Source organism: Amycolatopsis endophytica, from assembly GCF_013410405.1.
GTDB classification, from domain to species: domain Bacteria; phylum Actinomycetota; class Actinomycetes; order Mycobacteriales; family Pseudonocardiaceae; genus Amycolatopsis_E; species Amycolatopsis_E endophytica.
In genome coordinates, this window is sequence record NZ_JACCFK010000001.1 from 4,522,364 (window position 1) to 4,535,412 (window position 13,049).

At 71.1% G+C, this 13,049-nt stretch carries 10 protein-coding genes; 8 read left to right on the forward strand and 2 right to left on the reverse strand.

Annotation, left to right across the window (positions count from 1 at the left end):
* Window positions 1–9 precede the first annotated feature (9 nt).
* On the forward strand, window positions 10–4,452 hold the full coding sequence (locus HNR02_RS22320) for a coiled-coil domain-containing protein (RefSeq protein ID WP_179775076.1): 4,443 nt from the start codon (window positions 10–12) through the stop codon (window positions 4,450–4,452).
* Between the two features lie 444 nt (window positions 4,453–4,896).
* Here HNR02_RS22320 and HNR02_RS22325 read toward each other — a convergent pair whose 3' ends face one another.
* Window positions 4,897–5,541, reverse strand: coding sequence for a LysE family translocator (locus HNR02_RS22325; RefSeq protein WP_179775078.1), 645 nt, complete (start codon window positions 5,539–5,541; stop codon window positions 4,897–4,899).
* A 73-nt stretch (window positions 5,542–5,614) separates the two neighbouring features.
* Between HNR02_RS22325 and HNR02_RS22330 the strand changes: the two genes are divergently transcribed.
* From HNR02_RS22330 to HNR02_RS22360, 7 genes are all read left to right on the forward strand, one after another.
* Complete coding sequence (locus tag HNR02_RS22330) at window positions 5,615–6,118, forward strand: DUF6069 family protein (protein WP_179775079.1); 504 nt, start codon at window positions 5,615–5,617, stop codon at window positions 6,116–6,118.
* Window positions 6,119–6,148: 30 nt separating this feature from the next.
* Entirely contained in the window at window positions 6,149–7,315 is a 1,167-nt protein-coding gene (locus HNR02_RS22335) for a winged helix DNA-binding domain-containing protein (protein ID WP_179775080.1), read from the forward strand.
* A gap of 147 nt (window positions 7,316–7,462) precedes the next feature.
* Window positions 7,463–8,467, forward strand: a complete 1,005-nt coding sequence (gene gap, locus HNR02_RS22340; RefSeq protein WP_179775081.1) for a type I glyceraldehyde-3-phosphate dehydrogenase — start codon at window positions 7,463–7,465, stop codon at window positions 8,465–8,467.
* Window positions 8,468–8,471: 4 nt separating this feature from the next.
* Window positions 8,472–9,680 (forward strand): phosphoglycerate kinase, encoded by a 1,209-nt coding sequence (locus HNR02_RS22345; protein WP_179775082.1) that lies wholly within the window; start codon window positions 8,472–8,474, stop codon window positions 9,678–9,680.
* Window positions 9,680–10,465, forward strand: a complete 786-nt coding sequence (gene tpiA, locus HNR02_RS22350) for a triose-phosphate isomerase (protein WP_179775083.1) — start codon at window positions 9,680–9,682, stop codon at window positions 10,463–10,465. The genes HNR02_RS22345 and tpiA overlap by 1 nt, the downstream gene beginning before the upstream one ends.
* Window positions 10,466–10,538: 73 nt before the next feature.
* Window positions 10,539–10,769, forward strand: a complete 231-nt coding sequence (gene secG, locus HNR02_RS22355) for a preprotein translocase subunit SecG (RefSeq protein WP_179775084.1) — start codon at window positions 10,539–10,541, stop codon at window positions 10,767–10,769.
* 62 nt (window positions 10,770–10,831) lie between these two features.
* Window positions 10,832–11,173, forward strand: coding sequence for an RNA polymerase-binding protein RbpA (locus tag HNR02_RS22360; protein ID WP_179775085.1), 342 nt, complete (start codon window positions 10,832–10,834; stop codon window positions 11,171–11,173).
* Between the two features lie 583 nt (window positions 11,174–11,756).
* On the opposite strand, the gene HNR02_RS22365 is transcribed toward HNR02_RS22360, so the two are convergent.
* A complete protein-coding gene (locus tag HNR02_RS22365; RefSeq protein ID WP_179775086.1) occupies window positions 11,757–12,947 on the reverse strand; it encodes a sensor histidine kinase in 1,191 nt (396 codons plus the stop codon).
* Window positions 12,948–13,049 lie beyond the last annotated feature (102 nt).

Below are 13,049 nucleotides of genomic sequence, written 5' to 3' on the forward strand. Positions count from 1 at the left end.
GGGAGACTGGTGTACGAGCTGTCCCGGGTGCGGCTGCACTCGGTCGGACCGGCCGGTGCCCGGTACCAGAACGTGGTGCTGGACTTCAGCGGCGTCGGCCCGCTGGTCAAGGCGCCGGCGCAGGACGCGTTGTTCACCGCGGGCATCCACTCCGCCGACGGGAGCCTGCCGCGGCGGCCGTCGCCGGCGAGCGTGCTGTTCCTGGAGAACGGCGGCGGCAAGTCGGTGCTGATCAAGCTGATCTTCTCGGTCATGCTGCCCGGGCGCCGCCAGGTGGTCGGCACGACGAGTACGCGGGTGCTGGAGAAGTTCGTCACCGCCAAGGACGTCGCGCACGTCGTGCTGGAGTGGCAGCACACCGAGACCGGGCAGCGCGTGATCACCGGCAAGGTGTCGGAGTGGCGCGGGCACGTGGTGTCGGGCGATCCGGCGAACCTGGTCGACTCGTGGTACTGCTTCCGGCCGACCGCGTCGCTGGGCCTGGAGTCGCTGCCGTTCACCGACGAGGGTCGCCTGCTCACGATGTCCGGTTTCGCGGAGAAGCTGGAGCAGGCACACAAGGCGGAGCCGGAACTGGAGCTGTCCACCACGCGCCGTCACCACGAGTGGACCGAGCGGCTGGACGCCCTCGGCCTGGACACCGAGTTGTTCCGCTACCAGCGCGCGATGAACGCCGGGGAGGGCGAGGCGGCCGACGCGTTCGCGTTCACCTCCGACGAGGCGTTCGTCGAGTTCCTGTTGCGCGCGGTGATCCCCGAGGACGATCCGCGCGATCTGGCCGAAGTCGTGCAGACCTACGCGCACAACCTCGGGCAGCGCGGCGAACTGATGAGCGAACGCGATTTCGTCGCGGGCGCGCTGGACCTGCTCGCCCCGCTCAGCGAGGAGGAATCGCTCGCTGCCGCGTCCCGCAAGCTCGCCGGCGTCGCCCGCGAGGAGGCCCGTGCGCTGGCCGCGTCCGTCATGGCGCGGCACGAGCTGGAGGCCGAGCGGCTGGACGGCCTCAAGTCCTATGTGGACGAAACGCGGGACGCGGAGAAGCTGGCGGAAGGTGACCACCGGCGCCTGCACGCGGTGGTGACCGAACTGCGCCGCGTGGTGGGGGAGCTGCGGCTGGCCGACGCGACGGCGGAGAAGAAGCGTCTCGACGACGAGCTGAAACGGGCGCGCGAGGCCGCCGCCGCGTGGCGCGAAACCGGCACGGTGCTCGCGCACGTCAACGCCGCGCAGAAGGCGACCGGCATCCGCGAGCTCGTCGGCGACCGCGAGCAGAGCGCGAAACCGGCCCTGGAGGCCAAGAACGCGGCGGCCGTCGCGCTGGCCCGCGGTCTGCTGGCACTGGCCCGCGAGGCCGAGGAGCAGGCTGCCGCTGCCGAGTCCCGCGCGAACACGGCGCGATCGGCGGCCGCGCGGGCGCAGGATCAGCGGGACGAGGCGACCGCCACCGCGGCCGGGCACCGGGCCGAGCTGGGACAGCTGACGCGCCGCATCGAGGAGGTCCGCGCGCAGGTGCAGCAGTCCGTCCGTGACGGGCTGCTCAGCGACGGTACTCAGGTCGCCGCCGCCGCGCAGGAAGCCCGCAGCCGCGGGGAAAACGCGGTCACCGAGCTGGGCGCGCGGGAGAGCGAACTCGAAGGTGTCGCCGAGGACCACGCGCAGGCGCAGTCCGCCCTGTATGCGGCGCAACAGCGCGCGGCGACAGCGCGTTCGGCGTCCGAGCACGCGGCCGAGGAACTGGCGAAGGCGCACCGCCGGTCGGACAGCCTGGCCGCGCACCCCCGCCTGCTGGAACTGCTCGGTGGCGACTCGGTGCAGCTGGAAACCGACACGCCGGCGTTGCTCACCCGCCTGCGTGAGGCTCGCGCCACCGCCGAGCGTGAGCAGACCGCGCTGCGCATGGAGGAGTCGGTCGACGAACGGGCGCTGGCCGCGCTCGGCAGCGGGGGACTGCTGCCCGCGCCGCCGGAAGTCCAGTCCGCTTTGGACGTTCTGGAAGCGGCCGGGATCACGGCGCGCTCGGGCTGGCGTTATCTGTCCACCATGGACGTCACGGGTCGCGAGCGGGTGCTGCGCGATCTGCCGCACCTGCTCGGCGGGGTGCTGATCAACGACCCGGCGCAGCTGGACCGGGCGAAGCAGGCGCTCGCCGGTGCGAAGCTGTTGCCGAGCGTGGTCCTGCCGGTCGCCACCACCGGGGCGGTGCGGGCCGAGGGCTCCGCGCCCGGCGTGGACTTCCTGGTCACGCCCAATCCGGCGATGTACGACGAGGACGCGGCGGACACCGAACGGCAGGCCATCGCCACCCGGCACGCGCGGCGTCAGAAGCAGCTCGAAGCGCTCGCCGGGGCGATCAACGACGACGCGGCGCTGGAGTGGAAGCTCACGACGTGGCGTGAGGACTACCCGGCCGGGGCGCTCGCGACGCTCGCGGAAGAGGCCGAGGCGGCGGCCACCGAACAGACCGAGGCCGAGGCCGCGGCGGCCGCGCAGGAACGGGCGGTGGCGGATCTGGCCGCGCGGCGGGCACGGCTGCGCGAGGTGATTCCCGCGCTGCGGGCCGAAGCCCGGTCCGGTGAGGAGCGGTCCCGCAAGCTCGCGGAACTGGCCGAGCGGGTCGCGATGATTCCGCAGTGGACGGAGACGGCGGAGCGCGCGCAGGAGGTCGTCACCCGCGCCGAGGCCGAGACCGAGCAGGCCGCGTCCCGCGCCGCCCGGCTGCGGGAAGAGGCGGCCGAGGAACAACGCACGGCCGACGGCCACCGCCGCACGGTGACCCACGCCCGCGCCGAGCTGGCCGAGGTGCCCGGCGGCGGTTCGGTGTCCGAGGACGAGCCGGTGCCCGCCGAACCGGTGGACGCGCTGCGCCGTACGTTCGCCGCGGCCAGCGACGCCTACGCACGCGTCGAGGTCGGCAGCGATCTGCGGGCCGAACTGGACCAGGCCGAAAACGCGGAGTCCGCGGCGCGGGCGGCGCTGGAAGCGCTGGACCCGGCGGTGCGGGAGCAGGCGGCGCGGCTGCTGGAAACGCCGGACGGCTCCGACGCCGCCACGCGTGCCGCGGCGCTGGCCCGCGCGGGGCGGACGGTGTCGGCGCTGGAGGCCGAGCACAGCGAGGCGATCGGGCTGGTCGCGACGTGCAAGGCCGAGCTGGACCAGTTGCCGAAGCAGAACGCGTCGCTGGACACCCGGCCGCGCGACGTCGAGCACGGCCGCGAGCTGATCGACGAAGCCGCGGAGGAGGTTTCGGCGGCGGCGCGGGCGCTGGAGGAGGCCCAGGCTCGCCGGGCGGAGGCCGAGCGCACCCTGGAGTCCGCCACGGCTTCGGCCGCGGGGTTCAAGATGCTCGCCGAGTCGCTGGCGCACCTGGCTCCCGAGGGTGAGCCGGACAGCGTGTTCGACGGCGACGTGGACGCCGCGCAGGCGCGCTACCGCAAGCTGAACACGACGCTGACCGACGCCGAGGCCGCGGTCGACTCCGCGGAGAAGCGGGTGCGCGCCGCGGCCGACACGCTCGCCCAGTACGCCACGGACAAGCGGTTCGAGAAACTGACCAGCCCGGTGCGGCAGCAGATCGTGTCGGTGCGCCGCGACAGCCTGCCCGCGCACGCCCGGGAGTGGACCACGGCGCTGAAGCCGCGGTTGCGCACGCTCACGGACGATCTGGCGCAGATCGACCGGCACCGGTCCGGGATCGTGGCGCGGTTGCAGGGCATGGTCGAAGGCGCTTTGCGGATGCTGCGGTCGGCGCAGCGGCTGTCGCGCCTGCCGGAGGGGCTGGGCGGCTGGTCGGGGCAGGAGTTCCTGCGGATCCGGTTCGGCGATCCGGAGGAGCCGAAGCTGTCCGAGGCGCTCGGGCAGGTCGTGGACGAGGCGGCGATCGGCAAGACCAGCGACGGCCGCGACGTGAAGCGGGACGGGATGTCGCTGGTGCTGCGCGGGGTGCGGGCGTCGGTGCCCAAGGGGTTCCGGGTGGACATGCTCAAACCGGATTCGGTGCTGCGCACGGAGCGGCAGCGGGTGTCCGAGATCCGCGACGTGTTCTCCGGCGGGCAGCAGCTGACGGCGGCGATCATCCTGTACTGCACGCTGGCGGCACTGCGCGCGAACAACCGCGGCCTGGTCCGCAACCGGCACTCCGGGGTGCTGTTCCTGGACAACCCGATCGGCCGCGCGTCGGCCGGGTACCTGCTGGAGTTGCAGCGGGTGGTCGCCGAGGCGCTGGGAGTGCAGCTGATCTACACGACGGGCCTGTTCGACGCCGGAGCACTGTCGGAGTTCCCCCTGATCGTGCGCCTGCGCAACGACGCGGACCTGCGCGCGGGCCGCAAATACCTGTCCGTCGACGCGACGATCCGCAACCACCTCGACGCCCTCGACGAGCCCGACGGCACAGCCCGCATCTCGGCGACGCGGCTGTTCACGAAGCCAGGGGAGCAGACGGCGGACACCTGACGCACACCCTCACGCCCCCGGGCGTGTTGGCCGCTCCCGGCGCCGTGTTTGCCCTTCCGGGCGCCGTGTTTGCCGTTCCCGCTGGCGTGTTTGCCCTTCCGGGACCGCCACCCGGCAACGCAAGGCAACACCCGACCGGCCCGGACCTCCCCCGCCCCTCATCCCCAGCCCGCTTCGGTCGCCGATCAGGCGGGTCAAGGCACTCTTTCCCGCCTTGACGCGTCTGCTCGGCGACTGAAAACCATCCGCGAGGAGGGGCGGGGGCGGTCTGTGGTGACCGACTACTGGGCGGCGGCGTGCCCAGCGGTCACCTCGCCTGCCGGAAGCCCGGGTTCAAAGATCAAGGGATAGTCCTCGCCGGACGGGCTGGCTCCGGGATGACCACCCAGCTCCGGTGTTACTGCAGCTCGCTGGCGCTCGCCACAGCACGGCGCCGCGCTTGTCCTAATCCGACCGCCCATTGACAGCCAGCCCGGCGCCGAGCCCGATCATCACCAGCCCACCCGTCCCGCCGACCAGTTCGAGTCGCTTCGGCGACCGCGCGAACCACGCACGAGCCGTCCCCGCAACCAGGGCCCACGCGCTGTCCGACACCACCGCGATCACCGGCAGCGCGATACCGAGCACGATGATCTGCAGCGGCACCCGGCCCGCCGAGTGGTCGACGAACTGTGGCAGCACGGCGGCCAGGAACACGATCGACTTCGGGTTGGCGAACCCGACCACGAAGCCGTCGCGCAGCACCGCCATCGTGCGGCCCGGTGTCGCGCGGACCGCGTTCGCCAGCGCCTCGGACAGCTTCCGGCGGCGCCGTACCGCCTGCACACCCAGGTAGACCAGGTACGCGGCCCCGGCCAGCTTGATCACCGTGAACACGGTCGTCGAGGTCTGCACGATCGCGCCCATCCCGAACGCGATCGCCACGACCTGCGCGTACACGCCGGCCGCGTTGCCGAGCACGGTGATGAGCGCGTCGCGGCGCCCGACCGTCAGCGCGCGGCTCACGGTGAACAGCACGCTCGGACCGGGAACCACGACCATCAGGAACACCAGTGCGGCGAAGGCCGCGAAGTGGCTGGGCGACACCATCCGCCGAGCGTATCGGCGCCGCCGCCCGGGTGACGAATGTTTATCCGCAGGTCGAGGGGCCAACCCCGGAACAGTGACCGGATACCCGCCGAGTGACCCGACCGAACCCGACTACGGCCGGCTGTGGGCCGGCGGGGTGGCGACCGCGGTCGTCGCCGCGCTGGTGGCCGTCGTCGGGCTGCTGATCAGCCGCGGCCTGTTCGACGTCGCCGTCCTCGCTCCGAAGGGCAACGGCATCTGGGGCAACGCGAACACCGTCACCTACGCGCTGTGCGCCGCCGCGGCGGCCCTGCTGGCGACCGGCCTGATGCACCTGCTCAGCCTCGCCACACCCGCGCCGAACCAGTTCTTCGGGTGGATCATGGTGCTGATCACCGCGATCGGCATCGTGCTCCCGCTGACGCTCACGGTCCGCTGGGACGGCAAGATCGCCACGGCGCTGATCAACCTCGCGATCGGCGCGGTGATCGCACTCCTGGTGAACACCGTGGCCGCCACCGCACGGCGCCGCCGCCACGAGCGCGACACGTCGACGGCGACGATGCGTTACGACAGCGGGCCGCCTTATTACTCCTGAACTGTCGTACCCCGGTGATACAACGGCCAGATGAGCAGAAAACTGGGGAACGACCAGCGCCGCGCCCGGCTGGTCGCCCGGCACCGTCTCGCGGCGCCGGCCGACAGCCCGGAAGAGGTCGCCGAAAGTCTCGTCGTCCTGCACGCGACCGATCCGGCCACGGTGCACCTGTCCGTGCTGGCCCGGACGGCGCTGGGCACCGAGGACGTCGAGCGCGCCCTCTACGACGAGCGCACTCTGGTGCGCATGCTCGGCATGCGCCGCACGATGTTCGTGGTGCCGCGGGGCCTCGTGCCGGTCGTCCAGGCCGCCTGCGCCGACGACATCGCCACACGGCAGCGCAAACTCCTGCTCCAGCACCTGGGCACCGCGGAACTGGACGGTGACCTGGACGCCTGGCTGGCTGATGTGGAAAAGGGCGCCTACGCGGCGCTGGAGGCCCGCGGCAAGGCGTTCGCCCAGCAGATCGCCGACGGTGAGCCCCGGCTGCGCACCGAGATCGTCATGGCCGCGGGCAAACCGTACGAAGCGCGCGGCTACATCACCAACCGGGTGCTGTTCCTGCTCGCCGCGCAGGGCCGCATCGTCCGCGGCAGGCCACGCGGCACCTGGCTGTCCACCCAGTACGCGTGGTCCACCGTCGGTGCCTGGCTGCCCGGCCTCGAACCACTCGACGCCGACCAGGCCCGCGCCGAGCTGGCGAGACGCTGGCTGCGCACCTTCGGCCCGGCGCCGGTCGCCGACCTCAAGTGGTGGACCGGGTGGACCGCGGGCCAGGTCAAGAAGGCGCTCGCCGCGCTGAGGCCGGCCGAGGTCGACCTCGACAGTGGCCCCGGGATCGCGCTGCCCGGGGACGACGAGCCGGTCGAGGTGCCCGGTCCCGTCGCCGCCCTGCTGCCCGCACTCGACCCGACCCCGATGGGATGGCAGGACCGGGGCTGGTTCCTCGGCGAGCACCAGCCGCTGCTGTTCGACCGCACCGGCAACATCGGCCCGACCGTGTGGTGGGACGGCCGGATCGTCGGCGGCTGGGCCCAGCGGCCGGACGGCGAGATCGCGATCCGTCTGCTGGAGGACATCGGTGCCGACGGAACGACGGCGATCGAGGCCGCCGCCGAACGGTTGCACGGCCGTCTCGGCGGGGTCACGGTCATACCGAAATTCCGGACGCCCGTCGAGCGAGATCTGTCATCTTGATCGACGTCTTGATCGATTCCCCACGGTGGTGCACATCTCGTTAGGGTGTGCGAGTACACGCAGGCCAGCCCAGCTAGGGTTGGCCCGGAGCCCGAAGATGTGTGCCCGGTTCTGCGAGCCGGGACGAACCCGAGGAGAGAAGCAGCAGTGACGGTTCGCGTAGGTGTGAACGGCTTCGGTCGGATCGGCCGCAACTTCTTCCGCGCCGTGCAGGCCGCGGGCCACGACATCGAGGTGGTGGCGTTCAACGACCTCGGCGACGTCAACACGATGGCGCAGCTGCTCAAGTACGACAGCGTCCTGGGCCGCTACCCCGAAGAGGTCAGCGTCAGCGAAGACGGCATCGTCGTCGGTGGCAAGACCATCAAGGCACTCGCCGAGCGCGACCCGGCCAACCTGCCCTGGGGTGACCTGGGCGTGGACGTCGTCGTCGAGTCGACCGGCTTCTTCACCAACGCCGACGCCGCCAAGGCCCATGTCGCCGGTGGCGCCAAGAAGGTGATCATCTCCGCGCCGGCCAAGGGCGAGGACCTGACCGTGGTGCTGGGCGTCAACGACAACCTCTACGACGGCTCGCAGACGATCATCTCGAACGCGTCCTGCACCACCAACTGCCTCGGCCCGCTCGCCAAGGTCCTGCACGAGAGCTTCGGCATCGAAAAGGGCCTGATGACGACCATCCACGCCTACACGCAGGACCAGAACCTGCAGGACGGCCCGCACAAGGACCCGCGCCGTGCCCGCGCCGCCGCGCTGAACGTCGTGCCGACCTCCACCGGTGCCGCCAAGGCCATCGGCCTGGTGCTGCCGGAGCTCAACGGCAAGCTGGACGGCTACTCGCTGCGCGTGCCGGTGCCGACCGGCTCGATCACCGACCTCACCGTCGACCTGGCCAAGAAGGCTTCCGTCGAGGAGATCAACGCCGCCTACCAGGCCGCCGCCGAGGGCCCGCTGGCCGGCATCCTCCGCTACAGCGAGGACCCGATCGTGTCGAGTGACATCGTCAACGACCCGGCGTCCTGCATCTTCGACGCCCCGCTGACCAAGGTCATCGACAACCAGGTCAAGGTCTTCGGCTGGTACGACAACGAGTGGGGCTACTCCAACCGCCTCGCGGACCTGGTCAAGCTCGTCGGCTCGAAGCTCTCCTGAGGCCATGGCAGTCAAAACTCTCGAAGACCTCCTGTCCGAGGGTGTCTCCGGGCGGCGCGTTCTGGTCCGGTCGGACCTGAACGTGCCGCTCGACGGCTCGGTCATCACCGATGACGGCCGGGTACGGGCCGCGCTGCCGACGATCCAGCGCCTGGCCGAGGCCGGCGCGAAGGTGATCGTGGCGGCCCACCTCGGCCGCCCGAAAGGCACTCCCGAGGCCAAGTACTCGCTGCGCCCGGTCGCCGACCGGCTCGGCGAGCTGCTCGGCTCCGAGGTGCGCCTCGCGGGTGACGTGGTCGGCGAGCAGGCCCGCGCGGTCGTCGCCGACCTGCCCGACGGTGCCGTAGCCCTGCTGGAGAACGTGCGGTTCGACCCGCGTGAGACCAGCAAGGTGGCGGAGGAGCGCGCCGGGCTGGCCCGCGAGCTCGCGACTCTGGCCGGCGACAACGGTGCTTTCGTGTCCGACGGGTTCGGTGTGGTGCACCGCAAGCAGGCTTCGGTCTACGACGTGGCCCGCGAGCTGCCCGCCTACGCGGGTGGCCTGGTGCTCGCCGAGCTGGACGTGCTGAGCAAGCTGACCGGCGACCCGCAGCGGCCGTACGTGGTCGTGCTGGGCGGGTCGAAGGTGTCGGACAAGCTCGCCGTCATCGAGGCGCTCCTGCCGAAGGTCGACCGGCTCCTCATCGGCGGCGGCATGGCCTTCACGTTCCTGTCCGCGCAGGGCTACCGCGTCGGTTCCTCCCTGCTGGAGGAGGACTTCGTGGAGACCGCGCGCAAGCTGCTCGCCGAGCACGCCGACAAGATCGTGGTGCCCTCGGATGTCGTGGTGGCGGACAAGTTCGCCGCCGACGCGGCCACCGACACCGTCGCGGCCGAGTCGATCCCGGACGGCTGGATGGGCCTGGACATCGGCCCGCGGACCACCGAGCACTTCGCGTCCGAGGTCGCCGCGGCGAAGACGGTGTTCTGGAACGGCCCGGCCGGCGTGTTCGAGATGGCCCCGTTCGCGTCCGGCACCAAGGGTGTCGCGCGGGCGATCGCCGATTCGGACGCGTTCAGCGTGGTCGGCGGTGGCGACTCGGCCGCCGCGGTGCGCGTGCTGGGTCTGCCGGAGGAGAAGTTCTCGCATATCTCGACCGGTGGTGGCGCCTCCCTCGAATATCTCGAGGGCAAGGAGCTGCCGGGTGTCGCGGTGCTGGAAGGTGGTGCCTGATGGCGCGCAAGCCGTTCATCGCGGGCAACTGGAAGATGAACCTCAACCACCTCGAGGCCATCGCCCTGGTGCAGAAGATCGCCTTCTCGTTGCCGGAGAAGTACTACGCCAAGGTCGATGTCGCGGTGCTGCCGCCGTTCACCGACATCCGCAGCATCCAGACCCTGGTCGACGGGGACAAGCTGCTGCTGACCTACGGCGCGCAGGACCTCTCGCCGCACGACTCCGGTGCCTACACCGGTGACGTCTCGGGGCCGATGCTCGCCAAGCTCGGGTGTTCCTACGTGACGGTCGGGCACTCGGAGCGGCGCGAGTACCACGGTGAGGACGACGAGCTGGTCGGCAAGAAGGTCCGGGCGGCGCTCAAGCACGGCGTCAAGCCGATCCTGTGTGTCGGTGAGAAGCTTGAGGTGCGGGAGGCGGGCGGTCACGTCGGCCACTGCCACGAGCAGCTGCTCGCCGCGCTCAAGGGACTCAAGGCCGAGCAGGTCCGCGACGTCGTGGTGGCCTACGAGCCGGTGTGGGCCATCGGCACGGGCAAGGTCGCGACGGCGGCCGACGCCGAGGAGGTCTGCAAGGCCCTGCGCGGGGCGCTGGCCGACAAGTACGGCGCGGAGATCGCCGACGAGGTCCGGGTGCTCTACGGCGGTTCGGTCAAGTCGGGCAACATCGCCGAGCTGGTCGCGTGCGACAACATCGACGGTGCGCTGGTGGGCGGGGCGAGCTTGCAGGCCGAGGAGTTCACCAAGCTCTGCGCGCTGGCCGCCGGTGGGCCGCTGCCGTAAGCGGGGGATCGGCGGGTAGTCTGGCAACCTCAGACCGTCACACGATCAGGCAACCCGAAGACCAGAGGATGAGATGAAGCTTTTCCTGCAGATCCTGCTGATCGCGTCCAGCACGCTGCTGGTGATCGCCGTGCTGCTGCACCGCGGGCGTGGTGGCGGGTTGTCCTCGCTGTTCGGGGGTGGCATGCAGTCGAGCCTGGCGGGGTCGAGCGTGGCCGAGAAGAACCTCGACCGCATCACCCTGCTGCTGGGTGCCATCTGGCTGATCAGCATCGTGGGCCTGGGCCTGCTGCTGAAGGTGTGACGGACACTGAATGCACGGGCGTGCCTATGGGGGGTGCGCCGCCACAAACACTGTGAGGATTCATGGTTGGCGGTAACGCAATCAGAGGCACCAGGGTCGGTGCCGGTCCGTCCGGGGAATCGGAGCGCGGCGAGTCCGCTCCCCGTCGCCGGGTATCGTACTGGTGTGCCAACGGGCACGAGTCCCAGCCGTCCTTCGCCATGGAAGCGGAGATTCCGAACGAGTGGGACTGCCCCCGCTGCGGGCTCCCCGGCGGTCAGGACCAGAAGAACCCGCCGGCCGCACCGCGGACCGAGCCCTACAAGACCCACCTGGCGTACGTGAAGGAGCGGCGCAGCGACGCCGACGGCGAGGCCATCCTCGCCGAGGCGCTCGAGCGCCTGCGCCAGCGTCGCCAAATCTGAGCACTACGCCCACGCACGGACCCGCTCCTCCGCCGTCACCCCGGCGGGACGGGTCCGTTCGTGCATCTGACCCACCCCTTTCGCCCTGCCCCGGACGTGGAACTCGCGCGCCGGAGCGTAGAACTCGCGCACGGGAGCGTGGGACTCGCGCGCCGGAGCGGCAAACACGGCGACCGGAGCGGCCAACACACTGCCGCGAACGGCAAACACGACGACGGGAGCGGCCAACACGCCGAGCCTTCGGCGTGTTGGCCGCTCCGGGCACTGTGTTGGCCGCTCCGGGCACTGTGTTGGCCGCTCCGGGCACTGTGTTGGCCGCTCCGGGCACTGTGTTGGCCACTCAGGGACCGCCACCCGGCAACGCAAAGCGACCAGCCCCGAACCACACCCCTCCTGCAACCCGATCCCCAGCTACATCGGTTGCCGAGCCGATGGCTCGGCAACCGAACACTAAAAGATCGGGTTCGGCAGACCCAAAAACGCCCGGCGCCCTCAGCCGCGCGCAGCGCCAAAGCGCGCGCAGCGCAAGAACCCGCGTACCGGCAGCCCAGGCAGCCGCGAGCACCAGCCGCGATTTCCGTACTCAGACCCCCAACGGATACCGGGCCCGCACCCGGAACCCGCCCCCCTCGGTGGGACACGTCTCCAAACTCCCGCCGAGCAACCGGGCCCGTTCAGCCAACCCGGTCAGCCCATACCCACCGGAGGGCAGCACAGGAGCTTCATCCCGGGGACACTCGTTCTCCACCTCGACGCTCAGCGCCTGACCGTCTCCGCGCACCTGCACCGTGGCAGTGGCGCCTGGCGCGTGTTTGCGGACGTTGGTCAGCGCCTCCTGCACCGTCCGGTACGCCGCGGCGGACACCTTCGGTGGGACCTCGTGCGGTACGTCGTCCATGGTGAGCCGGACCGGGACGGCGCAGTCGTGCACCAGTTTGCCGAGTTCGCCGATGCCGGGCTGTGGGCCGTCGTCCTCCAGGCCGGAGCGCAGTACACCGACCAGTGACCGCAGCTCCTCCAGGGTTCGGGTGGACAGTTGCCGGATGACCTCGGCGGTCTGTCGCGCCGACGGCGACTCCTGTGCGCTGAGCACCCCGGCCTGCATCGCGATCAGCGTGATGTCGTGGGAGACCCCGTCGTGCATCTCGCGGGCGAGCCGGGCCCGTTCCTCGGCGCGCACCGCATCCGCGGTGAGTTTGCGTTCCCGGTCGCGGGAGGCGGCCAGCTCACCCAGCTTCTGGGAGAGCTGCGCGCGGGCGCCGATGAGCAGCCCGATGGCGATCGGCATGCCCGCCACGAGCACGCCGTAGATGCCGTCGAGGACGTGTTCCCGCCAGCTGAGCTGGGCGAAGTCCGCCAGCGGCCACTGCACGAACCGGCACATCCACACCAGTCCGGCGGCGACCCACACCTGCCAGTGGGTCTGTTTGCGGGTGGCGAGCATCCCCAGCGCGATCATCGCGGCCAGCTGCGACCAGCCGGTGAGGAACCCGGGCACGGTCAGCAGCACCACGCCGAAGGGCAGCCACCGGCGCCCGGCCAGTGCCAGGCACGCGAGCCCGGACAGGTAGATCGAGTACGGCGGCGCCTTCTCGGGGATGACGAGCCAGACGTCGAGCACGGCGACGAGGATCGCGGCCACGTCGACCGCCAGCGCCGTCCACACCGCACGGCGAGCCAGAGCCGCCCGGCGCGAACCGCGGTGCGCCCGGTCGGCGGCCCCCGCGCCTGGGCCGCCGACCGAAATCCCGATGGAGAGTCCTTCGGTGCTCATGGTTTGGACCTCACTCGTCTTGTGGACTGACTATGAGAGTCCGGGATCACCCGATCGGGACGCGGGGGCGCACAACAATGTGCGGATGCTAACGCGGACCAC

What these genes read in the sequence shown, in the direction of transcription:
- tpiA (WP_179775083.1), top strand. Translation starts at nt 9,680, where the DNA reads ATGGCGCGCAAGCCGTTCATCGCGGGCAACTGGAAGATGAACCTCAAC.
- secG (WP_179775084.1), top strand. Translation starts at nt 10,539, where the DNA reads ATGAAGCTTTTCCTGCAGATCCTGCTGATCGCGTCCAGCACGCTGCTG.
- HNR02_RS22325 (WP_179775078.1), bottom strand. Translation starts at nt 5,541, where the DNA reads ATGGTGTCGCCCAGCCACTTCGCGGCCTTCGCCGCACTGGTGTTCCTG.
- HNR02_RS22335 (WP_179775080.1), top strand. Translation starts at nt 6,149, where the DNA reads ATGAGCAGAAAACTGGGGAACGACCAGCGCCGCGCCCGGCTGGTCGCC.
- HNR02_RS22365 (WP_179775086.1), bottom strand. Translation starts at nt 12,947, where the DNA reads ATGAGCACCGAAGGACTCTCCATCGGGATTTCGGTCGGCGGCCCAGGC.
- HNR02_RS22345 (WP_179775082.1), top strand. Translation starts at nt 8,472, where the DNA reads ATGGCAGTCAAAACTCTCGAAGACCTCCTGTCCGAGGGTGTCTCCGGG.
- HNR02_RS22360 (WP_179775085.1), top strand. Translation starts at nt 10,832, where the DNA reads ATGGTTGGCGGTAACGCAATCAGAGGCACCAGGGTCGGTGCCGGTCCG.